Here is a 25447-nt window from a genome sequence, read left to right as displayed (position 1 = left end):
GCCTGCGGCGCTGTTTACCCTGGCCGCAATTGCGAGGAGGACGACGATGCCCACGCGGGTCTGGGACTATCTACCGGAATACGAATCCGAGCGAGCGGACATCATCGACGCCGTCGAGACCGTGTTCCGCTCCGGTCAGCTCGTTCTGGGCGAGAGCGTGCGCTCCTTCGAGGCGGAGTTCGCCGCCTACCACGGGGTGCGCCACTGCGTGAGCGTCGACAACGGCACCAACGCCATCAAGCTGGCCCTGCAGGCGCTGGGCGTGGGCAGGGGCGACGAGGTCGTCACCGTGGCCAACACCGCCGCGCCGACCGTGGTCGCCGTCGACGCGGTGGGTGCGGTCCCGGTCTTCGTCGACGTCGACCCTCGGACGTACCTGATGGACGTCGGCCAGGTGGAGGCGGCCCTCACGCCGCGGACGCGGTGCCTGCTGCCCGTCCACCTCTACGGCCAGTGCGTCGACATGGCGCCGCTGGAGCGGCTGGCGGCCCGCCACGACCTGGTGATACTCGAAGACTGCGCGCAGGCCCACGGCGCCCGCCACCACGGCCGGCCGGCGGGGTCGATCGGCCACGCGGCGGCGTTCTCCTTCTACCCGACCAAGGTGCTGGGCGCCTACGGCGACGGCGGCGCGGCGATCACCTCCGACGGCGAGGTCGACCGCGCGTTGCGGCGGCTGCGCTACTACGGCATGGAGGAGACCTACTACGTCGTCGAGACGCCCGGCCACAACGCCCGCCTGGACGAGGTGCAGGCGGAGATCCTGCGCCGCAAGCTGACCCGGCTCGACCGCTACGTCACCGGCCGGAGAGCGGTGGCCGCCCGCTACGCCGACGGCCTGGCCGGCACCGGCCTGGTGCTGCCCGAGACCGCCGAGGGCAACGAGCACGCCTACTACCTGTACGTGGTGCGCCATCCGCGGCGCGACGAGATCATCGAGGCGCTGCGCGGGTACGACATCCACCTCAACATCAGCTACCCGTGGCCGGTGCACACCATGAAGGGCTTCGCGCACCTGGGTTACGCGCCGGGCAGCCTCCCGGTCACCGAGGCGCTGGCCGGGGAGATCTTCTCGCTGCCGATGTACCCGTCGCTGCCGCCCGGCCTCCAGGAGAAGGTCATCTCCGCGCTCCGCGACGTCCTGTGACAGCTCAGAAGGTGTACTCCGGCAGCAGGCCGGCCGCCGCGGCCTCGCCCAGGGTGCGCGCGGTCCTGTCGCGTTCCGAGAGGATCGGCGGCGGGCCGGCGGGCAGCCGCAGCCCGATCTCCTCGTCGAACACCGAGAGCGTCAGCTCGTTCTGCGCGCGGTACTCCGCCGAGAGCAGGTAGCTCACCACGGTGTCGTCCTCCAGCGCGACGAAGGCGTGGCCGACGCCGGGCGGGAAGTAGACGGCGCGGCCGTTGCCGGCGGTCAGTTCCACCTCGTCCCACCGGGCGAACGTCGGCGACCCCACCCGCAGGTCCACCACCAGGTCGAGGACCCGCCCTCCCGCGCAGTAGACGTACTTGGCGGTGCCGGGCGGCGTGAGCGTGTAGTGGATGCCGCGCACCACGCCGCGCCGGGAGACGTTCCTGCTGGCCTGCGCGACGGGGAACAGCGGCCGCCCGACCGCGGCCACGAACGCCCTCTCCTGGTAAGGCGAGGCGAAGTCGCCCCGCTCGTCGCGGAAGACGTCCGGATCGAACGCGTACGCGCCGGTCACGGCGAGCTCACGGTGCCTCACGGGCGCCCTCCGGCCCGCCGCGCACGGCCGGGGCCCACGGTCAGGCCCCCACGAGGTGGACCTCGGGGACGTACAGGATCCAGCGGCCGCCCGCCTCCCGGAAGGCGGTCTCCTTCGCCATGATCTCCTCCGCGTGGTTCCAGGCGAGCAGCAGCGCGTAGTCGGGGTACGGGTCGGCGAACGCCTCGGGCCCGCGCACCGGGATGTGGGAGCCGGGCGTGAGCCTGCCCTGCTTCGCGGGCGTCGTGTCGCAGACGAACGACACCAGGTCCGGGCCGATGCCGCAGTAGTTGAGCACGGTGGCGCTCTTGGCGGTCGCGCCGTACCCGTAGACGCGGGCGCCCTGATCGCGCAGGCCCGTCAGCAGCGCCACCAGGTCGTCGCGGTTGGCGGCGACCCGGGCCGCGAAGTCGCGCAGCGTCGCCGGTTCGGTCAGCCCTCGGGCCTCCTCCTCCGCCAGCAGGGCGGCCACCGCCGGGGTGGGGGTCCGCGCGCCGCGCCTGGCCAGCGTGTACCGGACCTCGCCGCCGTGCACCGGCAGCCGTTCCACGTCCACCAGCTCGAACCCGTGGCGGCGGGCCATGGCTCGGACGGAGGCGGCGCAGAAGAAGTAGAAGTGCTCGTCGTAGATCTGGTCGAAGGAGCGGCGCGTCACGATGTCGCCGAGGTAGGGGTCCTCGAAGACCAGCACGCCCCCGGGGCGCAGCAGCGCGCCGGCCCCGCTCAGGATGGAGTCCACGTAAGGGATGTGGCAGAGCGTGTTGGCCGCGTAGATCACGTCGGCGGGCCCGTCCGCGGCGCGGACGGCGGCGGCGACGCCGGCCTCGAAGAAGTCCTTGCGCACGCGCACGCCCCGGGCCGCCGCCAGGTCGGCCACCCCGCCGGACGGCTCGACGCCGAGATGCCGGACCCCGGCGTCGGCGACGGTCTTGAGCATGGTCCCGTCGTTGCAGCCCAGCTCGACCACGAACGGGTCAGGACCGGCCAGCTCGGTGGCGAGCAGCCGCTTCGCCACGCCCTCGAAGTGCTCGCGCATCACCGCCGACCCCGAGGAGAGGTACGGGTAGCTCTCGTGGAACATCCGTTCCCTCGGCACCTCTTCGAGGAGCTGGGCCATCGAGCAGTCCTCGCAGACCCCGACGGCCAGGTGGAAGAAGAACTCGGGCGCCGGGTCGCCGGGGAGGACGAAGTGGTCGGAGAGCGGCTGCCTCCCGAAGTCGGCGAACCGGTGCAGCTTTCCTGAACAGACGCGGCACTCCATGCGCTCCTCCATGATCGTTCAGCCCTCGGGATGGCGGTAGCGCACCCACACGTCCCCGGTCTGCACGTATCCGGTGAGCCGGATCAGGACACCGTCGTGGGCGAGCGGCACGGGCGGGCGGTTGAAGACCGCGCCCATCCAGCGCCGTACGACTCCTTCCTCACGGACCAGCCAGCCGCGCGGCAGGATGACGACCACGTCGCCGAACCAGGAGGTGATCTCCACGTCGAGCACGATCTCCCGGTGCGGGCAGTCGGCCATGGTGAAGTCGATCTTCACGGTGCCGAAGCGGCCCGCCTTGGCGCTGATGTACGGGGGCACCGACCAGCGTCCGTGGCGCACGACCTTGCCGCTGCGGGTGTGCAACTCCAGCCCGCCGGTGGTGGGGACGGACAGCGGCATCGTGGGACTGACCGGGACCGGCAGGCCGATCTGCGGCAGGTCCGCCACCAGCGCTTCCAGCTGTCCACGGGTGATGGCGGTGTAGGCGCGGTCGACCCGCTCGTTGAGCTCTTCGAGGGTGATGCGTCCCTCGCCGACCGCGACGCGGAGCATCTCGGCCACTCTCTCACGATCCTGGTCGCTTGCTCGCATGTCCGGCTGCTCGGTCATGGCGTCCACCCTAGAAGGCTATGAAGGGTCTCACCGGCGCATAACCCCTATTTCCCCGAGGCCGACCCGACAGGGGACCGAGGCCGGGCCGGTAGGGGTTGAGCGGCGTCGCCGCGCCGTGACAGGTTCGGCCGTGACGGGGGCCAGGGGTGAGGAGGCTGCCATCATCGACGTTCGCGGCTGGCTGGCGGAGATCGCCGGTCACACCTTCATGCAGGCGACGCGGGTGCCCCTGGACGAGCTGACCGGCTGGCGGGAGGACCCGGAGACGGGCGACATCCGCCACCGGAGCGGGCGGTTCTTCACCGTGGAGGGCCTCGACGTCCGGCATCCCGCGGGGCCGGTGACCTCCTGGACGCAGCCGATCATCAACCAGCCCGAGGCGGGCATACTCGGCATCCTGCTCAAGCGCGTGGACGGGGTGCCGTACCTGCTGATGCAGGCCAAGAACGAGCCGGGGAACGTCGGCGGGCCGCAGCTCTCGCCCACCGTGCAGGCCACCAGGAGCAACTACACGCGGGTGCACGAAGGGCGGCGGGTGCCGTACCTCGGCTTCTTCCGCGAGCCGCGCGGCCGGGTGCTCGTGGACGTGCGCCAGTCCGAACAGGGCGCGTGGTTCTACCGCAAGCGCAACCGCAACATGGTGGTCGAGGTCGCCGCGCACGTGCCGGCGACCGAGGGCTTCCGCTGGATGCCGCTGCGGCACGTGCACGAGCTGCTGGCCGTGCCCGACCTGGTGAACATGGACGCCCGTACGGTGCTGGCCTGCCTGCCGCCCCAGGGCGGCGCGCGGGACGGGGACGAGGGCTTCGGCGCGCTCGTGGCGCGCTCCCGCGTGCCGGGGCGGCGGGCCGCGCACGGCATGGGCGAGATCCTGAGCTGGCTGAGCGGCCTGCGTTCCACGACCGACATCCAGGCCAGGCCGCTGGCGCTCGGGCGGCTGCGCGGGTGGCGGCGGGCCGGCGGCCGCATCGCGCACGACACCGGCAGGTTCTTCGAGGTCATCGGGGTGCGCGTGCGGGCGCACGGGCGCGAGGTCGGCGGCTGGGACCAGCCGATGATCGCGCCCGTCGGCACCGGGGTCGTCGCGTTCCTGGTCATGCGGATCGGCGGGGTGCTGCACGCTCTCGCGCACGCGCGCGCCGACCCCGGCTACACCGACGTGGTGGAGCTGGCCCCGACCGTGCAGTGCACCCCCGGCAACTACGACCACCTGCCGCCGCGCGCCCGGCCGCCGCTGCTGACGGAGGTGCTGGCGGCCCGGCCGGACAGCGTGCGCTTCGACACGGTGCTGTCGGAGGAGGGCGGCCGCTTCTACCGGGCGCGCAACCGCTACCTCGTGGTGGAGACCGACGAGGACCCGCTGCCCGGCCACCCGGACTTCCGCTGGCTGGCCCTGCACCAGCTGGACGAGCTGCTGCGGCACAGCTACTACCTCAACGTGGAGGCCCGCACCCTCGTCGCCTGCCTGCACGGCCTGACGCGCGACGAGCGGCTCACCGCAGCAGCTCGATGACCTTGCCGAAGTCCTCCATGGCCGGCTCCATCACGGTGAAGTAGGACAGGCGGAACCTCTCCCGGTGCTCGCGCACCTGCTCCGCGATCTGCGCGGGCGTCCCCACGAACAGCGTCGGCAGCTCCAGCAGCCGCTCGGGCGGCAGGTCCGGGGCGTAGCGGCGGACGGTCTCCGCGCCGGCCCGCCGGTCGCGGGTCAGCACCGTGGCCTTGGACAGCACGTTCAGCTCGATCCGCGGAGCGCGCGCCCCCGCCTCGGCCAGGACGAACTCGACCCGCCGCAGCAGCGTCTCCGCGTCGACCAGCGCCGTCCTGCCGTACTCCGCCCGGTAGGGGGCGCCGGTGAAGCTGACGATCTCGGCCCTGCGGGCGGCCAGCCGCAGCACCCGGTCGCCGTGGCCGCCGATCATCAGCGGCGGCCCCTTGTGCCGCAGCAGCGTGTCGAGCGTGCCGACCAGCTCTTCCAGGCGGCGGACGCGCGAGGCCGGGTCGTCGGGCAGGCCCAGGGCCGCGAACTCGGACCTGACGTAGCCGGTGCCGACCCCCAGCTCCAGCCGTCCGCCGATGAGCCGGTCGGTGGTGGTGACGTCCCTGGCCAGCAGGACGGGGTGGTGGAACGCGGCGTTGAGCACGTACGTCCCGATGACCGCCCGTTCGGTGGCCTCGGCGGCCAGCGTCGCGCTGGGGAAGGGCGAGAGCAGGTTCAGGTGGTCGGGCACCGCGATGACGTCGTAGCCCAGCGCCTCGGCGCGCCGGCACTTGGCCGCCCATCCGGCCCCCGAGCAGTCCTCGGTGATCAGGACGACGCCGAACCGCAGAGGGGTCATCGGGCGGCTCCTTCGGAGCGGCGGGCCTGCCGGGGCACGGCGGCGGCCCGGGGCTCGATCATGGCGATGGCGGTGAGGAGGAGACCGCGCCCGGCCGTCCACCGGCCGTGGAACCCGGTCAGCGGCCGGCCCTGCCAGCGCGGCCCCGGCACCATCAGGCGCGCGTGGAACGTGCCGCGCTCCGGGTCCAGCACGATCGCCGCGTCCTGGAAGTCCAGCCAGCGCCTGGCCAGCGGGAACCACGCCTTGTAGACCGACTCCTTCGTGCTGAACAGCAGGCGGTCCCAGTTGAGGCCCGGGTGCTCGGCGGCCAGGCGGCGCAGCATCTCGCGCTCCCTGGGCAGGGTCACCGCCTCCTCCACGCCGGACGGCAGCGGGGCGTCGGGCTCGGCGTCGATGCCGACGGTCCCGCCGACGGCGCCGACGGCCGCGGCACGGTAGCCGTCGCAGTGGGTGATGCTGCCGATGAGGCCGGCCGGCCAGCGGGGCTCGCCGTAGGTGCCGGTGAGGACGGGCACCGGCGGCAGGTTCAGTCGTTCCATGGCCTTGCGCACGCAGTGGCGGGCCGTGGTGAACTCCTGGCGCCGTTTGTCGGCCACCTGGCGGACGAGTTCTTCCTCGGCGGGCAGGAGCACGGCGTCGGGCGGGTCGCCGAAGGCGTCGTAGGAGTGGATCGTCGCGGGCAGAATCGCTTCGATCACCCGCATCTCCCTCCTCGCGCCCGTCGCCGCGGGAAACCCCCGCACAGTAACGAAATACCACGATTTCCTGCGGCCCCGAAAGAAGGACCTCCGCCTCTGTCACCGGAATTAGGGGGCTGATAGGGGGGTCTCTGCCGGGCCCGCCCTTGAAACCCCTACTGCCGCAGGGGGAGTCTGTGGCTTAACGCATCTCGGGCAAATCACGGCACCTGCTCCACCCGAGTGGTCGTAAAATACCGGCGATTCACCGGGAACTGTTCCCGATAATGGACGCATGAAGGGAATTCGGTGCGTTACACGAGGCTAGGCCGGATGGGGCCTCTCATCTCGAACATCGGGCTCGGCTCGCTGGCTCTGAGCGGCGCCTACGGCAGCGTCGACCCCGCCGAGGCCGAACGGGTGGTCCGCCGGGCGCTCGACGCCGGTGTGACCCTCCTCGACACGGCCGACTTCTACGCCGCCGGCGAGGTGGAGCGCCTGATCGGCCGGGCCGTCGCCGGGCGGTCCGACGACGTCGTGGTGGCCACCCGCGGCGGGGCCCGCGTGCGCGGGCCGGAGGAGCCGGTGGAGTTCGACGGCAGGCCCGACTATCTCGAACAGGCCTGCGAGTCCTCGCTCAAGCGCCTCGGCGCCGACCACGTCGGGATCTACTACCTCTACTGCCAGGACTCCCGCGTCCCGATCGAGCACAGCATGACCCGCCTGGCCGCCCTGGTGCGGGCCGGCAAGATCCGCTACATCGGGCTGTCCAACGGCACTCCCGACCAGCTCCGGCGGGCGCACGCCGTGCATCCGGTCACGGCGCTCGCCATCGAGTACTCCCTCTGGGGCACCTGCGTCGACTCCGCGCTGCTCGCCACGGCGCGCGAGCTGGGCGTGTCCGTCGTGGCCGCCCGCCCGCTCGGCCGCGGCTTCCTCACCGGCCGCATCAGGTCCGACGACCGCCTGGACCCGGGCGACTGGCGGCGCGCCGACCCCAGGTTCCGGCCCGAGCGGCTCCGGTCGCACGCCGGGCCGCTGCAGCGGCTCGAAGCCGTGGCCGCGCGGCTCGACCTGGGCTCGGGCCGGCTGGCGCTGGCCTGGCTGCTGTCGCGCGAGGAGCACATCGTGCCGGTCCCCAGCACGCGCGACCAGGTGCACCTGGAGATGAACATCGCCGCCTCGGCGGTCGAGCTGCCTCCCGAGTCCCGCGAGTGGCTGACGGGGCTGTCTCCCCAGGGCTTTCCCCCCGACACCGGCGGCCGGTCGCCCGCTCCCCTGCTCTGACGCGGGCCGGGCGCCTCAGTCGAGGTCGCCCCGGGTGCGCGGCGCGATGAGGGAGGCGGCGAGTGCCTTGTTGACCGCGTCGATCCGCGAGACCGCGTTGAGCTTGACGAAGATGTTGCGCATGTGGCGCTTCACCGTCGCCTCGGCCAGGCCGAGCTTGCGGGCGATCTGGCTGTTGCTCAGCGCGTGCGCCGCGAGCTGGAGCACCTCCAGCTCCTTGTCCGTCAGCGTGGGAGCGGCCGTCGCCTCCACCTGCGCGACGCTGTTGCGCGAGACGGCGAGCACGATCCTCGTGGGCTCCTCGTGCACGCTGCGCACCGCCGCGATCAGCTCGTGCCGGTGCACGCTCTTGAGCAGGTAGCCGCGGATGCCCGCGCCCAGCAGCCGGCTGAGCAGCTGGGGTCCGTCGTACATGCTCAGGATGATGATCCTGGTGTCCGGCGACAGGGTACGGATCCGCGACACGGTCTCGGTGACCTCGTCGCCGGGGATCTCCACGTCCAGCAGCACGATGTCCGGGCAGGTGTCGGCGATCATGGTCACCGCGGACATGGAGTCGCCCGCCTCGCCGACGATCCGCATGTCGCCGACGGACTCCAGGATCTCCCGCAGCCCTTCCCTGAACAGGGCGTGGTCGTCCACCAGGGCGATGGTGATGATGAGGTCGTCAGCCACCATCGGGGCCGTCGCTCTGCCTCTTGAGCGGGATGAACAGCTCGACCAGGCATCCGCCGCGCGGCTCGCTGGAGATCGCGACCCGGCCGCCGAGCAACGTCGCGCGCTCCCGCATCGAGGCCAGTCCCACACCGCCGTGCTCGCGGGCGCTCGCCGGGTCGAAGCCCCGCCCGTCGTCCTGCACCGAGGCGATCAGCGCGTGGGGGGCGATGTCCACCCGGATGAACAGGGCCGCCGCCTCGGCGTGGGTGAGCGCGTTGCGCGCGGCCTCGCGGATGATGAGGAACGCCTCGTCGATGCACCTCGGCTCGGCCCACGACTCGTCGCCGTTGACGTCGAGCCCGATGCAGATCCGGTCTTCGTCGACGGTCTCCAGGAAGGCCAGCAGCGACTTCTCCAGGCTTCCCACGGAGGCGGCGGGGTGCAGCTCGGAGGTGATCTGCCGCAGGTTCTCCATGATCTCCTGTACGGCCTGCTGCACGATCGCGATCTTGGCCAGGGCCCGCGCCGGGTCGGTGGCGTGGTAGACCTCCGACAGGGCCAGTTGCTGGTGGGCGACGCTGATGCCGTGCCCGATCCGGTCGTGCAACTCGCGCGCTATGCGCCGGCGCTCGTCCTCCTGGGCCTGGTGCACCTGGTTGAGCAGGAAGCCGTGGTAGCTCTCCGAGGCCTCGCGGACCCGCCGCGACAGGCTCTCCTCCATGCCGGTGACCGCCAGCGCCAGCACCTCGGCCGGCGAATCGAAGTCGGCGGCTATGCGCCGGGCGAGATGAGCGACCGCGGTGCCGAAGAAAAGTGAGCCAGCCTCAAGAGAAGCGGCGGGATGAACCCCTCCCGCCGCGCGCGCGTTCCCGACTTCCCGCGCGTGATGTTTGTAGAGGTTACTTACCTGAACCTTTCCGGCGCGTAGCGTAGCGGCCACGTCCTCCAGGATGTACTGCGCGGTCAATAGGGCCTGATGCCGGGCCTGAGAGGCAGTGAAGGCCGCGTTTCCGGCGGTCAGCAAGGCCGACTCGAATTCGGCCAGGATTTCGTCCCGACAGGCCTCCACGCATCTCGCCGGATCATCGGCCGCCTTGTATTCCCCCTCCACTGACGTCCCCTCCGCCCGTGGGCCGAGTACAAGCACGCCTTCCACTATCGATCATCCGAGTGATGTGCGCAACATTTATCGTCATATGTTCGACAGGACAGCCGTAACATGAACGAGCTGTTGCGTCGCCATAAACGTCTCGTAAGGCCTGCGCCGCGCGGCGCGGCCCTGCTCCCGGCCGACGGCGCGCGTCCCCGCGACGACCACGGCCACGACGCCGGCCGCCATCACCGCCAGCACGCCGACCAGCGGCACGTCCCACACGACGACCGCCACGCAGAAGGCCGCGAGCAGTCCGGGCGCCGCCACGACCATCATCCGGCGCGCGGCGCTCTCGCCGATCAGGACGCCGAGCGTGCGCCGGCCCGCCGCCGCGTCACCCGGGATGTCGGACAGGTCCTTCGCCGGCACGCCGACCAGCACCATCCAGCAGACCGCGGCGGCGGCGAACACGATCAGCCCGGTCGGCGCGACCTCGCCGGTCCCGGCCGTCGCGACGGTGAACCCGGCGAGGTAGGAGAGCAGCCCCGACAGCATGAGCACGATCACCGTGCCGCTCGAACTGGCCTTCAGCGGGGCGGGCGGTCCCGAGTAGAGATAGCCGAGTGCGAGGTTGACCGCGATGATCCAGGTCATCGGGCCGGGCAGGCCCACCGTGGCGACGAGCGACAGCACGGCGGCCACCGCCGCCACGGCCGCGGCGGTGCGGGGGCGCAGCTCGCCCCTGGCGATCGGCCGGCCGGAGCCGTTGATCCGGTCCTCGGCGATGTCGGTGACGCCGTTGTAGAGGTAGATCGCGAAGATCGAGGCCACCCAGGCGACGCCTCCCTGGAAGACCATGAGGGGATCGGCGAGCGAGGTGATCGGCAGGGCCAGGGCGACCCCGGTCAGGTAGCGGAGCGACGAGACGGCCAGCACGGACGGGCGGGATTCGGCGAGGCACAGCGTGATGACGCGGGCGGGGAAAGGGGCCAACAGTGTCCAATTGGCTGACATATTCGGGATTGTGACCAGGGGTGACCCGCCTGATAAGAGGGGCGCACGGAAGTTGTAGTGGGTCTACGCCTTTCGATACCCCAGGTTGCCTCCTTGGATACCGGTCCCGAACTCATGGTGCACCCGCTTGTCCCGCCTTGGCGACCCCTATAGTTTCGCCCTCGTACCCAGAGATCCGTCGACTTTCGAGACCGGCGCGCAAAGTCGCCCTCCGGAGAAGGCTCCGGGGACGATTTCCGTGATGAATCCCGCGATATTCGAGAACCCCGGCACGCTGCCGGAATCCGCCTCCGCCACGGCCGGTTCCCATCCGCCGCATATCCCAGAACAGGACGTCATCAGGAAGGAAATCAGACCATGCAGGGCGCCGAACGCTATACCGGTTTCACCCCCCTCGACCTCCCCGACCGGACCTGGCCCAGCAGGCGCCTGCGCTCGGCCCCGCGCTGGCTCTCGACCGACCTGCGTGACGGCAACCAGTCCCTGGCGCGCCCGATGACCCCCGAGCGCAAGCTCATGATGTTCGGCCTCCTGGTCTCCATGGGCTACAAGGAGATCGAGGTCGGCTTCCCGGTCGCCAGCCGCGACGACCACGACTTCGTACGGCTGCTCATCGAGCGCGACCTGATCCCCGACGACGTGCGGATCACCGTGCTGACCCAGGCGCGCGAGGAGCTGATCAGGGCCACCCTGGACTCGCTCAAGGGCGCGGACCGGGCCATGGTCCACATCTACAACGCCACGTCGCCGCTGTTCCGCCGGCTGGTCTTCGACCTCGACCGCGCCGGCTGCAGGCAGCTCGCGGTCCGCGGCACGCAGGTGATGATGGACCACGCCGAGCGCGTGCTGGGCGACTGCGACCTGGGCTACCAGTACTCCCCCGAGCTGTTCAACGAGACCGAGCCCGACTTCTCCCTCGAAGTGTGCTCGGCCGTCATGGACGTCTGGCAGCCGGAGGCGGGCCGGGGCATCATCCTGAACTTCCCGACCACCGTCGAGCGCTCGCTGCCCAACGTCTTCGCCGACCAGATCGAGTGGCTGGACCGCAACCTGCCGCACCGCGAGCACGTGTGCCTGTCCGTCCACCCCCACAACGACCGCGGCACCGGCGTGGCCTCCGCGGAGCTGGCGCTGCTGGCCGGCGCCGAGCGGATCGAGGGCTGCCTGTTCGGCAACGGCGAGCGCGCCGGCAACGTCTGCCTGGTCACCCTGGGCATGAACCTGTTCTCCCACGGCATCGACCCCGGCATCGACTTCTCCGACATCAACGCCGTGCGCCGCACCGTCGAGCTGTGCAACCAACTGCCGGTGCACCCCCGGCACCCCTACGGCGGCGACCTGGTCTACACCGCCTTCTCCGGGTCCCACCAGGACGCCATCAAGAAGGGCTTCGACGAGCGGGAGCGCCAGGCCGCGGCCACCGGCGCGGACCCGTCCCGCCTGCCGTGGCGCATGCCGTACCTGCCGGTGGACCCCAAGGACGTGGGCCGCACCTACGAGGCGGTGGTACGGGTCAACAGCCAGTCGGGCAAGGGCGGCGTCGCGTACGTGATGAGCGCCTGGCACGGGCTCAACCTGCCGCGCGGGCTCCAGGCCGAGCTGGCCGCCCGGGTGCAGGAGCGGGCCGAGACGCTGGAGGGCGAGCTGTCGCCGAGCGGGATCGGGGCGGTGTTCCGCGAGGAGTACCTGTACCGGGGCGACCCCGCCGCGCCGCTGGCGATCGGCAGGACACCGCTCGTGGTCACGCTGCACGTCGACGGCCGCATGGAGATGAGCGGGCCGCGCGCCGACGCGGTCCGCGCGCTCGGCGCCGCGCTCGCCCCGTGGGGCGTCCGGCTCCGCGCCGTGCACCGCACCGCACCGCCACTGGACGCGGACCTGACCCCGGAGCAGCCGGCGCTCGCCGGCCACTCCCCCGATGACGTCGTGGTCTACGCCGAGTGCGGCACAGGCACCGGCGCGGGCACGGGCGTGGCGTGGGGTGCCGGCATCGGCGCGGACGTGACGGCCGCGGCGCTGTCGGCCGTGCGGGCGGCGGGCCGCAGGCTGGCCCGCAGGGCCGACCGGCCGGCCCAGGCGCAGGACCGCGCGCGCCCGGCCGCCGACCGCCCCCACCTGATGGCCGCCGGAGAGTAGCCCGTCATGTCACGGATCAGGACCAGACGCCCCAGGCCCAGGCGATCCGGCCAGGACACGCTCGACCTGCGGACGCCCTCCGGACGCAAGCTGCCCTACTGAACCCGCGCATGAGGAGGATCATGGCACCGGACGATCGGCGGCAGGACGCGGCTCTCCTGATGGAGCTGCTGGAGGAGGCGAAGGCCGGCAGGGGCCGGATCGCGATGGTGACGGGCGCCGTCGCCACCGGCAAGAGCGAGCTGCTGCACGACTTCGCCGAGCAGGCGCTCCGGCACGGCGCGCTCCCGCTGTCCGCGACAGGCTCCCTCGCCGAGCGCGACCTGCCACTCGGCGTGCTCTCGCAGCTCGTGCGGAACACGCCGGCCGACGAGCACCGCGCGGCCACGCTGGACCTGCTGCGCGAGGGCGCCCGCGCGCACCTGTCACGCGCGCCGGGCGCGGAGTCCTTCGCGCACGTGGACGCGCAGATCGTGGACGCCCTCTGCACGGTGCTGCTGAAGCTGTCGGAGCGCCGCCCTCTGGCGATCGTCGTGGACGACGTGCAGCACGCCGATCGCGCCTCGCAGCTGTGCCTGTCCTACCTCGCGCGCCGGGTGAGGTACGCCCGGGTCGTGCTCGTACTCAGCGGCCCCGACCACCACGCCCACCCGCACCCGCTGCTGCGCACCGAGGTGGAGCGCCAGCCGCACTGCCGCCCGGTGCGGCTGGCGCACCTGGCGGAGGAGGGCGTGGCCGAGCGGGTGCGGCAGCGGGAGGGGGCGCAGGCGGCCGACCGCTTCGCCGCCCGGTGCCACGAGCTGAGCGGCGGCAACCGGCTGCTGGCAGACGCGGCGCTGGAGGACCTGCGGGCCACCGGCGAGCCCGGCGAGAGGTACGCCGACGCGGTGCTGGCCTGCCTGCAGCGCGCCGATCCCGACCTGCTCCCCGTGGCCCGCGCGCTGGCCGTGATGGGCGAGCCCGGCGCCGCCGGACGGCTGCTCGGCCGGGGCGAGGCGGCCACGGCCAGGTCGGTCCAGGCGCTGGCCGGGGCCGGGCTGCTCGTCGGCGGCCGGTTCCGGCACGAGGCCGCCGCGTCCGCCGTGCTGGCCGGGCTGGACACCTCGGAGCTGATCGACCTCCACCGCCGGGCGGCGGAGCTGACCTACCAGGAGGGCGCGCCCGCCGCCGTCGTGGCCGGCCATCTTCTGCGGGCCACCCACGCGGGAGACCCGTGGGCGCTGTCGGTGCTGGAGGAGGCCGCCAAGCAGGCGCTGCGCGACGACGGGGTCGAGTCGGCCATCGAGTACCTCAAGCTGGCCTGGCAGGCGTGCGACGACGAGCGGCGCAGGGCGCGGATCACCACCACGCTGGTGCGGGCCAGGTGGCGGATCGACCCGGGGACGCAGACCGGCCAGCTGGCCGAGCTGACCGAGGCGCTGCACCAGGGCCATCTGGGCGGCGGCGACGCCATCGTGCTGGCCAGGGCGCTGCTGTGGCACGGCCACGTCGCCGACGCCAAGGACGTCCTGGGCTGCCTGGGCGACGGCGGGGAGCTGGACCGCGAGGCGGTGGCGGAGCTGGGCGCGACCCGTGCCTGGCTCCGCAGCAGCTGGCCCGCCTTCCTGCCGCATCTGCCTGAGCCGCCCGCCGAGCAGGCGGGCGCCGCGGCCCGCTCGCTCGGCGCCGACCGCCGGCTGGTGTCGGCCGACGCGCTGGCCTCCACGCTGAGCGAGGGCCCGCAGGAGGAGCTCGTGACCGTGGCCGAGCGCATCCTGCGCGGCTCCCGCCTGGACGAGATGTCCATGGACGCGGTGGAGTGCGCGCTGCTGACCCTGATCTACAGCGACCGGGCCGACCGGGCCGCGCCCTGGTGCGACGTCTTCGTGTCCGAGGCGGCCGACCGGCACGCGCCCAGCCGCCAGGCGAGGCTGTCGGCGATCCGGGCGGAGATCTCGCTGCGCCGGGGCGACCTGGCCGCGGCGGCGCGCGACTCCCAGCGGGCCCTGGAACTCGTCTCGCCGGAGAGCTGGGGGGTCGCCGTCGGCGCGCCCCTGGGCATCCTGCTGATGGCCGGGGCCGGCATGGGCCGCCACCTGGACTACCTGCGGCAGGCCGCCCAGCCGGTGCCGGAGGCCATGCTGGAGACCCGGTTCGCCGCCCAGTACCTCTACGGCAAGGGCCGCTTCGCGCTGATGTCGGGCCAGCCCAGGCAGGCGCTGCGCGACCTGCGCCTGTGCGGTGAGCTGACGTGCGCGTGGGGGCTGGACGTCCCGGAGTTCGTCCCGTGGCGGCTGGACGCGGCCGAGGCGCTGATCCGCCTCGGCGAGGTGGACGAGGCACGCGGGCTCATCGAGACCCAGCTCGCCGGGTGCGGCAAGCGGTCCAAGCGGGTGCACGGGATGGCGTTGCGCCTGCTCGCCGCGGCGAGCGAGGTGCGGCACCGCGTCATGCTCCTGCGCCGCGCCGCCGACCTGCTGCGGGCGGGCGGAGACCGGTACGAGCACGCCAGGGCGCTGTTCGACCTCACCGAGGCGTACCACGCGATCGGCGAGCACCGCAGGGCCGGGATGCTGAGCGGCCGGGCCGGCGCGCTGGCCCAGGAATGCCACGCCGGCGCGCTGATCCGCGATCCGGCCCGCGCCCGCAGGAACGGCCAGGTGAACGGACAGGTCAACGGTCAGGTGAACGGCCGGCTCAACGGGCACGCCGGCGGGCAGAGCCCGGAAGCGGCGCTCAGCGAGGCCGAGCAGCGCGTGGCGGCGCTGGCCGCCGACGGGTACTCCAACCGGGAGATCTCCGGCAAGCTCTTCATCACCGTGAGCACCGTGGAGCAGCACCTGACGCGGATCTACCGCAAGCTCAACGTCTCGCGCCGCCGTGACCTGCCGGCCGGTCTGGCCGGCAGGTCACTGTAGCGATCTCACTCGGCGACGGCCGTGCGCATGACCCACTCGAAGACGACGGCGCGCTCGCCGTCGACGGTGGCGCTCTCGCCGCCGCGCCTGAAGTGCTCGTACCCGGCGCCGTGCGGGAGCTTGAACACCTCGGTGCCGGGGCTCACGCGCTGCACCCGCCGCTCGGCCGGAACCGCCTCCGGTCCGCCGACCAGGACGGCTCTGATCTCCTTCATGGTGCCTCCTCTTGGTGAGAGGTGTTCACAGCGGGATGCTGGAGTGGCGTCCGCGCGCACGGGGCGCCCGGTCCAGCGCCTGGGCCAGCCTGAGCCGGGTCGTCTCCGGCGCGATCACCTCGTCGACCACGCCGAGCGCGATCGCGCGGGCCACCCCGCCGGCGGTCCGGCGCTGCTCCTCGGCCAGCCGGGCGCTCAGTTCCTCGCGCTCGTCGTCGGGGGCGGCGGCCAGGGTCTTGCGGTGCAGGACGCGTACGGCGCTCTCCGCGCCCATGACCGCCACCTCGGCGTCCGGCCAGGCGAAGGTCGCGGTGGCGCCGAGCGAGCGGGAGTTCATCGCGATGTAGGCCCCGCCGTAGGCCTTGCGGGTGATCAGCGTGACGCGCGGCACCACGGACTCGGCGAAGGCGTGCAGGAGCTTGGCGCCCCGCCGGACAACGCCGCCCCATTCCTGGTCCACCCCGGGCAGGAAGCCGGGGACGTCGACCAGCACGACCAGGGGAACTCCCAGGGAGTCGCACATGCGCACGAACCGCGCGCTCTTCTCCGCCGACAGCGAGTCCAGGCAGCCGCCCTTGCGGATCGGGTTGTTGGCCAGGACGCCGATCGGACGGCCGCCGAGCCGGCCGAGGCCGACCAGGACGTTGGCCGCCCAGCGGGGCTGCAGCTCCTCGAAGACCGGCCCGCGCGCGTCACCGTCCACGAGGGCGCGCACCAGCGGCCGCACGTCGTAGGCGCGCCGCGGCGACTCGGGTAGCAGCGCGCGCAGGTCTCTCGGCTCGCGCAGCGGGGCCAGCTCGAACCGGCCCTGCCCGCCGCGGAGCAGCCCGGCGAGGCGGCGGGCGCGGAAGCAGGCGTCGTCCTCGTCGGCGGCCTGCACGTGCACCACGCCCGACCTCGGGCCGTGCGCGTCGGGGCCGCCGAGCGCCGCCATGTCGATCTTCTCGCCGGTGACGCTCCGCACGATGTCGGGGCCGGTCACGAAGACGCGCCCGGAGCCGGTCATGACAATGACGTCGGTCAGGGCAGGACCGTAGGCGGCGGCCCCCGCGGCCGGGCCGAGGACGACCGAGATCTGCGGCACCACGCCGGAGGCCCTGGTCATCGCGGCGAACATGCGGCCCACGCCGTCCATGGACTCGACGCCGTCGGCGAGCCTGGCGCCTCCGGAGTGCCACAGGCCGATCACCGGGCAGCCCTCCGCCACGGCGGCGTCGGTGGCGGCCACGATGTGCCGGGCCCCGGCCGCGCCGAGCGCGCCGCCCATCCTCCTGGCGTCGGTGCAGAAGGCGATGACGGGCCGCCCGTCCACCCGGCCCCGCACCGCGGTCACGCCGCTGTCGTCGTCCGCGTGCAGCGCGACGGGCGTGCCCGGGTCCAGCAGCCGGGCCAGCCTGACCGAAGGGGCGCGCGGGTCGGCGGCGGGCGCGCGGGTCACCGGCAGCTCGTCCGGCAGCGTGGGCAAGACGGTCATCCCTGATCCCCTGTGCTCGACGGTCTCTCACGGGTCCGTGGACCCGTGGCACCCATCGAATGTGTCAACGGCCGGGGTGCCGGCCAACCCCTATTCACGCCTGCGCGGATGGCAACTTGTGCGCGCCGTTTTCGCTCGTTGACCGGGGTGTGGGCGCGGGTTTCGATGATTCGATCTCACCCTCGAAAGGTGTGCGACATGTCCTTGTGGTCGTTACCGATTGTCACCACGTTGCTGGCCACGGCGGTGTTCCCCGCCGGGGCCGTCACGACCCCCGATCCGGGATCCGCCGCCGTGCGCGACCCGGCCTCGCTGGTCAACGTCTTCCACGGTACGAAGGAGGCGGCGGCCGACTTCGGGCACGGCGGCGGCGGGGGGATGACCTTCCCCGGCGCCGTGCTGCCGTTCGGGATGATGCAGTGGAGCCCCGACACGGTGGAGGACGCCGGCGGCGGTTACCGCTGGGAGGACGACCGCCTGCGCGGCTTCTCCATGACCCACATCTCCGGGCCGGGCTGCACCGGCGCCCAGGACTTCCCCGTGATGCCCTTCTCCGGCCGCATCGGCCGCTCCCCCGCGACGCACGGGATGGACTACGTCCAGACCTTCAAGCACACCGCCGAGAAGGCCTCGCCCGGCTTCTACGGCGTCACCCTGGACACCGGCGTCAAGACCGAGCTGTCGGTCAGCACGCGGGCGGGCGTCGGCCGCTTCACCTTCCCCGAGGGCAAGCCGGCCACGCTGCTGCTGAACACCAGCGGCTCGATCAACGGCGTGGACGACGGCGAGACCCGGATCAGCGGGAACACCGTCGAGGGCTGGGTGCTGACCGGCGGGTTCTGCGGCCCCCCGACGCGCTACAAGGTCTACTTCCACGCCACCTTCGACCGGCCGGTCACCGGCTTCGGCACCTGGAAGGACGACCAGGTGCTGCCCGGCGCGCGGGTCGTCGCCAACGCCTCCGAAGGCAAGGTGAAGGGTCATGTCGTCACCTCCGACGACGTGGTGGTGAACGGGCCGGGGTCCGGCGCGTACCTGGAGTTCGACCCCGCCACGCCGGTGCAGATGCGGGTGGGCCTGTCGTACGTGAGCGTCGAGGGCGCCAGGAACAACCTGCGGACGGAGATCGGCGCCAAGAACCTGGAGCAGGTGGCGAGCGAGGCGGAGGCCGTCTGGAACGCCCGTCTCGGCCAGGTGCGGATCGAGGGCGGCACCGACGCCCAGCGGCGCACCTTCTACAGCAGCCTCTACCACGCGCTGCTCCAGCCGTACGTGTTCGACGACGCCGACGGCACCTACGTCGGCTCCGACTACGAGATCCACCGGGTGAAGCCGGGCCACCACCACTACGCGACCTTCTCCGGCTGGGACGTCTACCGCAGCCAGGTCCAGCTGCTGGCCCTGCTCGCGCCGGACGTGGCGAGCGACATCGCGCAGTCGATGTACGTCAACGCCCAGGCGCTCGGCAACGTGTGGGACCGCTGGTCGCACCAGAACGCGGTCACCGGCGTCATGGTGGGCGACCCGTTCCACGTGATCCTCTCCACGGTGCACGCCTTCGGCGCGCGCGACTTCGAGGCCGCCGCAGCCCTGAAGGCGATGGCCGAGGCCGCCCGGCGCAGCGGCCCGATGGACATCGGTCACCCGTTGCTGGACTACGACGAGCGGCCGGGCAACGCCGCGTACATGGACAAGGGGTACGTGCCGTCGGACCCGTCCGCGACGCTGGAGTACGGCGTGGCCGACTTCGGCATCGCCCAGCTGGCCTCCCGGCTCGGCGACCAGGCCACGCGGGCGGAGTTCATGAAGCGCGCGCAGGCGTGGCAGCACCTGTTCAACCCGGCCAACGGCTGGGTCCAGCCCAAGATGGGGGACGGCGCGTTCAAGTCGCCGTTCGACCCGGCCGCCGCTGACGTCTACATGGAGGGCAACGGGGCGCAGTACCACTGGATGGTGCCGCACAACCCGCAGGGGCTGATCACCGCGATGGGCGGCGCCCAGGAAGCGGTGAACAGGCTGGACGACTACTTCAAGGAGCTGAACGCCGGCCCGCACCGGCCGTACGCCTACCTCGGCAACGAGGTCGCGCTGCAGTCGCCGTGGCTGTACGCGTGGGCGGGCCGGCCGTACAGGACGCAGGAGGTCGTCCGGAAGACGCAGAAGGAGCTGTTCGGCCCCGGCCCCGACGGGCTCGTCGGCAACGACGACCTGGGCACGATGGGCGCCTGGTACGTGTGGTCGGCCATGGGCCTGTTCCCGGCCGTTCCCGGCCGGGCCGAGCTGCTGGTGAACACGCCGCTGTTCGACCGGATCACGATCGACAGGCCCGGCGGCGACATCCAGGTCAACGCGCCCGGCGCCGCGGGCGGCTACGTCCGGGCGCTGCGCGTGAACGGCGCCCCGGTGTCGCAGGCGTGGCTGCCGGAGACGTTCGCCACGCGGGGCGGGCGGCTGGACTTCACCGTGGGCAGTTCTCCGAACCTCGCCTTCGGGGCCCGCCCGGCGGACGCGCCGCCGTCGTTCGGCGAGGGCACCGAGCCGTACCTGCTGGGGCTCAACCCAGGAAGCGGGCCGGTGGCGCCCGGCGGGACCTTCGAGGCCGACCTCACGATCCGGTCCATGGAGCGGACGGCCACGGTCGCGTGGCAGGCCACGCCGCCGCCGGGGATCACGGTGACGCCGTCGAGCGGACGCCTGCTCGTGCCGGCCGGGCGCGCCACCACCCGCAAGATCAGCATCACCGTGGACCCCGGCGTGGCGCTCGGCTTCCACACCGTGCCGATCGTGGCGGGCGAGGCGACCGGCGGCGTGCGGCTGAACGTGGCCGAGCGCGGCACGCTGGCGTGGCACCACAACAACGCCGGCATCGGCGACGCCGCGGTGCCCGACGAGGCCAACATCGACGGGCCCGGGTTCAGCTACTCGGCGCAGGCCCTGGCCGACGAGGGCGTCGAGCCGGGCGGCACCATCTCCTGGAAGGGCTTCGACTTCACCTGGCCCGACCGCAAGCCCGGCGAGTGGGACAACCTGCGGCCGGGCACCGCGCCGATCGAGGTGGCGGCGCCCGACGGGGCGAGTGAGCTGGCGTTCCTCGGGTCGGGCGTGAACGGCTGGCCCGAGTCGAAGGTGACGGTCACCTACACCGACGGCTCGACGAGCACCGGCAAGCTCGGCCTCAGCGAATGGATCCTGGACTTCGGCGGCGAGCCGCCGGCGTTCGGCAACGAGCCCGTGGCCAGCACGCCGCTCAGGCTCTTCTGGGGCTCATGGGCGTTCCAGCCCATCGGCGCGCACGTGTTCGCGGCTCAGCCGATCGCGCTGGACCCGGCCAAGAAGGTGGCCAGCCTGACCTTCGCCCCGGCGGAGGACGGCGAGCTGCACCTCTTCGCCTGGGCCTTCAAGTGACGGGTCAGGCCCAGACCGGGCGGGCGCCGCGGATGTTGAGCATGACCGAGTACAGCGACGTGGTCGCGGTGATGAAGACTCGGTTGCGCTTGGGCCCGCCGAAGACCAGGTTGGAGACGCTCTCCGGCAGGTTGAGCCTGCCGAGGAGCGTGCCGTCCGGGTCGTAGCAGTGCACCGAGGATCCGACGGCGGCCCACACGCGGCCGCCGTCGTCCAGGCGCAGGCCGTCGAAGCCCTCCTTGCCGTCGTGCGCGGCGAACACCCGGCCGCCGGTGAGCGTGCCGTCGTCGCGCACGTCGAAGACCCGCAGGTGGCGCTCCTGGGTGTCGGCGACGAAAAGCCTGCTCTCGTCGAGGTCGAAGGCCAGGCCGTTGGGCCTGGCGAAGTCGCCGGCGACCATCTCGGTCGCGCCGGTGCCCGGGTCGATGCGGTAGACGTGGCAGCCGTCGATCTCCTGCTCGGCCCGGTGTCCCTCGTAGTCGCCCAGGATGCCGTACGGCGGGTCGGTGAACCAGATCGACCCGTCGGAGCGGACCACGACGTCGTTGGGGCTGTTGAGCCGCCTGCCCCGCCAGCTGTCGGCCAGGGTGGTGACCGAGCCGTCGTGCTCGGTCCTGGTCACCCGGCGCGCGCCGTGCTCGCAGGAGATGAGCCGGCCCTCACGGTCGAGGGTGTTGCCGTTGACGTAGCCGGACGGCTGACGGAACGGGCCGACGGCGCCGGTCTGCTCGTCCCAGCGGAGCATCCGGTCGTTGGGGATGTCGCTCCACACCAGGAAGCGGCCCGCCGGGAAGTAGACCGGCCCTTCCGCCCAGCGGGTCCCACGGTGGAGGCGTTCGAGGTATCTGTCGCCGCGGACGGCCGCGATGCGCTTGTCGAACGCCTCGAAATCGACGGGAATGAGCTCCACGAGGACGGCCTCCGGGGGGATCGGCTGCCCGACAGGGGTGGAGCTATGGGGATTCGAACCCCAGACCTCTTCCATGCCATGGAAGCGCGCTACCAACTGCGCCATAGCCCCTTGCGGATGCGTCGCCAAGTGTATCCGAATCCGGGGCCGCCCGTGTCATGTGTCAGGGCGAGGTGACGGTGGTGCGCATGGTGAGCGACTGCTCGCCGGTCTCCAGCGTGACCGTGACCTCGCCCAGCTCTCCCGTGCTCCGCACGTGGGTGCCGCCGCACGGGATCGACGCCTCGCCGCCGGGCAGGGCGCAGTGCCAGGTGCGGCGGGCGGTGAGCCCGGGGCCTGGCACGTCGATCCGGACCGGCGCGTCGGCCGCCACCCACGCCTTCAGCCGGGCGGCGACCTCGCGCGCCGTCTCCTCCGGGTCCAGCCCTTCGGCGGTGAACCCCTTCTTGCGCAGCGACTTGCCCAGCCGGTACTCGTCGACGCTCCCGTACGGGGAGATCCGCGAGGTGGTGATGGCGCTCTGGTCGAAGTCGGGGTTGCCGAGCCGGTCGCGCGCGGGCTCCTTGCGCCAGCGGCCGGCCAGGGCGGCGTTGAGGGCGAGCGCGGCCAGATGGCAGGCGGTGTGCCCGGCCGAGAGCGCGGCCCGGTGCGCCGCGTCGACCTCCAGGCCGACCTCGGCGCCCACGTCCAGCGGGGTCTCGGTGACGTGCACGACCAGCCAGTCCCAGCCGTCGGCGCCGCGCCGTACCGGGATGTCGCCGCCCAGGACGATGTCGCCCCCGGCCGGGCGGGCGCCGGTCACGCAGTCGAGCACCGGCAGCCCGCCGATGGTGCCGCGGTCGGCGGGCTGGTCGGGCCAGGTGTGGTCGAGGGGGTGGAACGGGGTCTCGGTGACGACGAGGCCGTGCCGCTCCCCCACCGGCACGGCCTCGACGATCGTGGAACGGCCACTGACATGACCGTAGGGAAAGGTGACGACTGTCGAATTCACGGACGTCATCCTGGCAGAGACACCCGCCGCTCGTCCTCCACATACCGGTCACGGCCCGCGTACAGGCCCGTGAACAGCTGCGCGACCAGCACGGCGAAGATCAGCAGGTACGGGAGCGTCCACCCGCCGCCCACCTCGCGCAGCACGCCGACGAGCAGCGGGCCGGCGCCGGCGATGAGGTAGCCGGCACTCTGCCCGAACGCCGACAGCGACGCCGTGGTCTCCGGCGTGCGGGTGCGCACGGCGAGCATGGTGAGCGCCAGCGGGAACGAGCCCATGCCGGCCGCCACCAGCACCACCCACACCGGCGCGGTGGAGGCGGGCGCCAGCCACAGCCCGACGAAGCCGGCCGTGTACGCGACCACCAGGCCGACCACCACCGGCCGCTGGTCGCGGAAGCGGGCGGCGACGAGGGGGACGAGGAGCGAGACGGGGATGTTCAGCGCGGTGAAGACGCCGAGGATCACGCCCGCCTGGCTCACCGTGTAGCCGCCGTCGGTGAGGATGGTGGCGAGCCAGCCGAACATGATGTACGCGATCATCGACTGGGTGCCGAAGTAGACGGCGATCGCCCACGCCAGCCTGCTCCGCGCCATCCGGCGCAGGCCGCCACCCGGCCGGCCGTCGCCCCGCTCCGGCTCACTGCGCAGGAGCGCGAGCCACGGGATGGCGGAGACCGCGGCCAGCGCCGCCCACACCCCCAGCGCCACGTGCCAGTCGCCCGAGGCCTGCTCGATCGGCACGGTGGCCGCGGCGGCGAGCATGGTGCCGACGGCCAGCGAGGTGGTGTAGACGGTGGTCATGACCCCGGTACGGGCCGGGAAGTGTCGCTTGATCAGCGTCGGGATGAGCACGTTGCCGACGGCCCCGCCCGACAGGGCGACGGCGCTGCTGGCCAGGAACACCGGCGCGGAGTCGACCAGGACCCGCACCAGCATGCCCGTGCCCAGCGTGACCAGGGCGAGCAGGAGCAGCCTGTGCTCGCCGACGCGGCGGGCCAGCGTGGGCGTGACCGCGCCGACGGTGGCGAAGGCCAGCACCGGCAGCGTGGTGAGCAGGCCGGTGCCGACGCTGGACATGCCGAGCGCGGCGGCGAGCTGGTCGAGCAGCGGGCCGACACTGGTGACGGCGGTGCGCAGGTTCAGCGCGGCCAGGACGATCCCCAGCACGAGGAGCCAGGCGAGAGGGCCGGTTCTGGGCCGGGCCTCCTGAGTGAGCACGCTCATGCCGGACGGAATCCTCCACTCATCAAGTCATCGGACGAATGGACAGGATAACAGTTACAAATGCGACATCTATTCCACGGGCATGGCAAAGCCCCCGAAACATCGGGGGCTTGCGGGGGAACGGGGACGTTACAGAACCGGCCGGGGGCCCTGGGGCGGCTCGTTGCGCGGCGGGACGGGGCCGGGAGGCGGGAGCGTGCCGGGGTCCTGGGGGAAGCCGGTGTCGCCGCCGACCGTGCCGGGCGGGACCGGGCGGTCGCCGCCGCCGAGCGCGGAGCCGTGCTGGTGCGGGCCGGGGACGTCGCCCCGCCACGCGCCGGTCTCGCCGCCGCGCCCCTCGATGTACTCCTTGAAGCGCTGCATGTCGCCCTTGACGCGCGCCTGGACGATGTTGAGCCAGTCGCCGGCCTTCTCCACGAACCCCTCGGGGTCGTACTCCATCTGGAGCTGGACCCTCGCGGTCTCCGGGCCGAGCCGGTGGAAGGTGACGACGCCGGCCTGGTGCGGCCTCTCGACCGACCGCCAGGCGACGCGCTCATCGGGGTGCTGCTCGGTGATCTCGGCGTCGAACTCCCGCTTGACGCCGGCGATCTCGGTGATCCAGTGGGTACGCGTGTCCGTGACCTGCTTGATGGACTCCACGCCCTCCATGAACTCGGGGAAGCTCTCGAACTGGGTCCACTGGTCGTACGCGACCCTGATCGGAACGTTGACCTCTACGGCGTGCTCGATCGTACTCATGGGACTCGTTGCTGCCCGGGCACGCGCGCGCCTAACGTCGGCGCCACAGCCAGTAGAGGCCCACGAGCGGCAGCACGAGCGGAATGTACAGGTAGCCCCTGCCGTAGCCCGACCAGACGGTCTCGTCGGGGAAGGCGGCCGGGTCGAGCAGACTCACGGTGCCGATGACGAGCACCCCGGCCAGCTCGATGAGGAGCGCCGCCAGCGCGAGCCGCCTCGCGCCCCGCGCGAGCGCGACGGTGAGCAGCAGGTAGACCAGCGCGGCGAAGGCCGACAGCGAGTAGGCGAGCGGCGCCTCGCCGAACCTGGTGGCGATCTGCACGGCGGCGCGGGCGCCGGCGGCCAGCGCGAACAGCCCGTAGAGGGCGAGCAGCGCCCGGCCGGGGCCGGAGCCGATGCCGGTGGTGGTCACGCCACGCCCTGCCAGATCTGCAGCAGCCGCCCGGTCATCACCGCGATCGCGAACCCGGCCACGACCAGGATGGCCGGGCCCCAGCGGCTGCGCTCGGCGAGCCCGAGGAACACCCCGGCGGGCGGGATGAGCGCCTCGGCGATCAGGTAACCGTAGATCGTGACCGCCTCGCCGGACGGCCCCTCGCCGCCGGCCAGCGCGGCGATCACGAACCCCGCCTGCACCAGGACCGCCACTTCGAGCAGGACGAACCCGGCCAGCAGGATCACGCCCATGGGCCGGTCGCGGATGGCGGTGATCAGGCTCGCCAGCGCCAGCAGCAGCGCGCCGACGATGACGATCGTGGCAACGGTGGTGTTCATCGCAGCAC

The 25447-nt window shown here is 72.5% G+C and carries 22 protein-coding genes and 1 tRNA gene; 6 read left to right on the top strand and 17 right to left on the bottom strand.

The window, feature by feature from the left end; translation table 11 throughout:
• Positions 1 to 46: 46 nt before the first annotated feature.
• The gene (locus FR742_RS06055) at positions 47 to 1147 is read left to right on the top strand and encodes a DegT/DnrJ/EryC1/StrS aminotransferase family protein (protein WP_148030018.1); all 1101 of its coding nucleotides are present in this window, start codon (positions 47 to 49) and stop codon (positions 1145 to 1147) included.
• Positions 1148 to 1151: 4 nt separating this feature from the next.
• Here FR742_RS06055 and FR742_RS06050 read toward each other — a convergent pair whose 3' ends face one another.
• The 3 genes from FR742_RS06050 to FR742_RS06040 are packed head-to-tail and all read right to left on the bottom strand — an operon-like array spanning position 1152 to position 3597.
• Positions 1152 to 1724 (bottom strand): dTDP-4-dehydrorhamnose 3,5-epimerase family protein, encoded by a 573-nt coding sequence (locus FR742_RS06050; RefSeq protein WP_148030017.1) that lies wholly within the window; start codon positions 1722 to 1724, stop codon positions 1152 to 1154.
• A 40-nt stretch (positions 1725 to 1764) separates the two neighbouring features.
• Positions 1765 to 2985, bottom strand: a complete 1221-nt coding sequence (locus tag FR742_RS06045) for a class I SAM-dependent methyltransferase (protein ID WP_148030016.1) — start codon at positions 2983 to 2985, stop codon at positions 1765 to 1767.
• An 18-nt stretch (positions 2986 to 3003) separates the two neighbouring features.
• A complete protein-coding gene (locus FR742_RS06040) occupies positions 3004 to 3597 on the bottom strand; it encodes a DUF1707 domain-containing protein (protein WP_148030015.1) in 594 nt (197 codons plus the stop codon).
• A gap of 133 nt (positions 3598 to 3730) precedes the next feature.
• Here FR742_RS06040 and FR742_RS06035 point away from each other — a divergent pair, with 133 nt between their 5' ends.
• Positions 3731 to 5113, top strand: a complete 1383-nt coding sequence (locus tag FR742_RS06035; protein WP_261808375.1) for an NDP-hexose 2,3-dehydratase family protein — start codon at positions 3731 to 3733, stop codon at positions 5111 to 5113.
• Here FR742_RS06035 and FR742_RS06030 read toward each other — a convergent pair.
• Positions 5094 to 5939, bottom strand: a complete 846-nt coding sequence (locus FR742_RS06030) for a TIGR03621 family F420-dependent LLM class oxidoreductase (protein WP_148030013.1) — start codon at positions 5937 to 5939, stop codon at positions 5094 to 5096. The two genes, FR742_RS06035 and FR742_RS06030, sit on opposite strands and share 20 nt — an antisense overlap.
• Positions 5936 to 6640 carry a 4'-phosphopantetheinyl transferase gene (locus FR742_RS06025; protein ID WP_148030012.1) on the bottom strand — a complete coding sequence of 235 codons (705 nt, stop codon included), beginning with the start codon at positions 6638 to 6640 and terminating at the stop codon, positions 5936 to 5938. Before FR742_RS06025 ends, FR742_RS06030 begins: the two co-directional genes overlap by 4 nt.
• 312 nt (positions 6641 to 6952) lie before the next feature.
• Between FR742_RS06025 and FR742_RS06020 the strand changes: the two genes are divergently transcribed.
• On the top strand, positions 6953 to 7906 hold the full coding sequence (locus FR742_RS06020) for an aldo/keto reductase (RefSeq protein ID WP_148030011.1): 954 nt from the start codon (positions 6953 to 6955) through the stop codon (positions 7904 to 7906).
• A 15-nt stretch (positions 7907 to 7921) separates the two neighbouring features.
• On the opposite strand, the gene FR742_RS06015 is transcribed toward FR742_RS06020, so the two are convergent.
• The 3 genes from FR742_RS06015 to FR742_RS06005 all read right to left on the bottom strand — a co-directional run bounded on the left by FR742_RS06015 (position 7922) and on the right by FR742_RS06005 (position 10670).
• Positions 7922 to 8584 (bottom strand): response regulator transcription factor, encoded by a 663-nt coding sequence (locus tag FR742_RS06015; protein WP_148030010.1) that lies wholly within the window; start codon positions 8582 to 8584, stop codon positions 7922 to 7924.
• Positions 8574 to 9308: a sensor histidine kinase gene (locus FR742_RS06010; RefSeq protein ID WP_148030009.1), complete on the bottom strand. Its 735-nt coding sequence runs from the start codon at positions 9306 to 9308 to the stop codon at positions 8574 to 8576. Before FR742_RS06010 ends, FR742_RS06015 begins: the two co-directional genes overlap by 11 nt.
• A gap of 447 nt (positions 9309 to 9755) precedes the next feature.
• Positions 9756 to 10670 (bottom strand): UbiA family prenyltransferase, encoded by a 915-nt coding sequence (locus FR742_RS06005; RefSeq protein WP_148030008.1) that lies wholly within the window; start codon positions 10668 to 10670, stop codon positions 9756 to 9758.
• A 357-nt stretch (positions 10671 to 11027) separates the two neighbouring features.
• Here FR742_RS06005 and FR742_RS06000 point away from each other — a divergent pair, with 357 nt between their 5' ends.
• On the top strand, positions 11028 to 12806 hold the full coding sequence (locus FR742_RS06000) for a 2-isopropylmalate synthase (protein WP_148030007.1): 1779 nt from the start codon (positions 11028 to 11030) through the stop codon (positions 12804 to 12806).
• 122 nt (positions 12807 to 12928) lie between these two features.
• Positions 12929 to 15703 carry a LuxR family transcriptional regulator gene (locus FR742_RS05995; RefSeq protein ID WP_148030006.1) on the top strand — a complete coding sequence of 925 codons (2775 nt, stop codon included), beginning with the start codon at positions 12929 to 12931 and terminating at the stop codon, positions 15701 to 15703.
• Positions 15704 to 15708: 5 nt separating this feature from the next.
• On the opposite strand, the gene FR742_RS05990 is transcribed toward FR742_RS05995, so the two are convergent.
• Positions 15709 to 15918, bottom strand: a complete 210-nt coding sequence (locus FR742_RS05990; RefSeq protein WP_148030005.1) for a DUF5988 family protein — start codon at positions 15916 to 15918, stop codon at positions 15709 to 15711.
• A 25-nt stretch (positions 15919 to 15943) separates the two neighbouring features.
• Complete coding sequence (locus FR742_RS05985; protein WP_148030004.1) at positions 15944 to 17392, bottom strand: acyl-CoA carboxylase subunit beta; 1449 nt, start codon at positions 17390 to 17392, stop codon at positions 15944 to 15946.
• A 198-nt stretch (positions 17393 to 17590) separates the two neighbouring features.
• Here FR742_RS05985 and FR742_RS05980 point away from each other — a divergent pair, with 198 nt between their 5' ends.
• Positions 17591 to 20797 carry a GH92 family glycosyl hydrolase gene (locus tag FR742_RS05980; protein WP_148030003.1) on the top strand — a complete coding sequence of 1069 codons (3207 nt, stop codon included), beginning with the start codon at positions 17591 to 17593 and terminating at the stop codon, positions 20795 to 20797.
• A gap of 4 nt (positions 20798 to 20801) precedes the next feature.
• Here FR742_RS05980 and FR742_RS05975 read toward each other — a convergent pair whose 3' ends face one another.
• The 7 genes from FR742_RS05975 to FR742_RS05945 all read right to left on the bottom strand — a co-directional run bounded on the left by FR742_RS05975 (position 20802) and on the right by FR742_RS05945 (position 25439).
• Positions 20802 to 21707, bottom strand: a complete 906-nt coding sequence (locus FR742_RS05975; protein ID WP_148030002.1) for an SMP-30/gluconolactonase/LRE family protein — start codon at positions 21705 to 21707, stop codon at positions 20802 to 20804.
• A 38-nt stretch (positions 21708 to 21745) separates the two neighbouring features.
• Positions 21746 to 21818: transfer RNA gene (locus tag FR742_RS05970), tRNA-Ala, on the bottom strand.
• Positions 21819 to 21870: 52 nt separating this feature from the next.
• Positions 21871 to 22698 carry a metal-dependent hydrolase gene (locus FR742_RS05965; RefSeq protein WP_222708850.1) on the bottom strand — a complete coding sequence of 276 codons (828 nt, stop codon included), beginning with the start codon at positions 22696 to 22698 and terminating at the stop codon, positions 21871 to 21873.
• A 5-nt stretch (positions 22699 to 22703) separates the two neighbouring features.
• Positions 22704 to 23924, bottom strand: a complete 1221-nt coding sequence (locus FR742_RS05960) for an MFS transporter (protein ID WP_148030000.1) — start codon at positions 23922 to 23924, stop codon at positions 22704 to 22706.
• A gap of 129 nt (positions 23925 to 24053) precedes the next feature.
• Positions 24054 to 24665: an SRPBCC family protein gene (locus FR742_RS05955; protein ID WP_148029999.1), complete on the bottom strand. Its 612-nt coding sequence runs from the start codon at positions 24663 to 24665 to the stop codon at positions 24054 to 24056.
• A 31-nt stretch (positions 24666 to 24696) separates the two neighbouring features.
• Positions 24697 to 25077, bottom strand: coding sequence for a hypothetical protein (locus FR742_RS05950; RefSeq protein ID WP_148029998.1), 381 nt, complete (start codon positions 25075 to 25077; stop codon positions 24697 to 24699).
• Complete coding sequence (locus FR742_RS05945) at positions 25074 to 25439, bottom strand: hypothetical protein (protein ID WP_148029997.1); 366 nt, start codon at positions 25437 to 25439, stop codon at positions 25074 to 25076. The genes FR742_RS05950 and FR742_RS05945 overlap by 4 nt, the downstream gene beginning before the upstream one ends.
• Between the last annotated feature and the right edge of the window lie 8 nt (positions 25440 to 25447).

Origin of the sequence: Nonomuraea sp. C10 (genome assembly GCF_008017515.1) — a bacterium.
Lineage (GTDB): Bacteria > Actinomycetota > Actinomycetes > Streptosporangiales > Streptosporangiaceae > Nonomuraea > Nonomuraea ferruginea.
The sequence above is the reverse complement of the archived record's forward strand: the minus strand, read 5'-3'. Positions and strand labels throughout refer to the sequence as shown.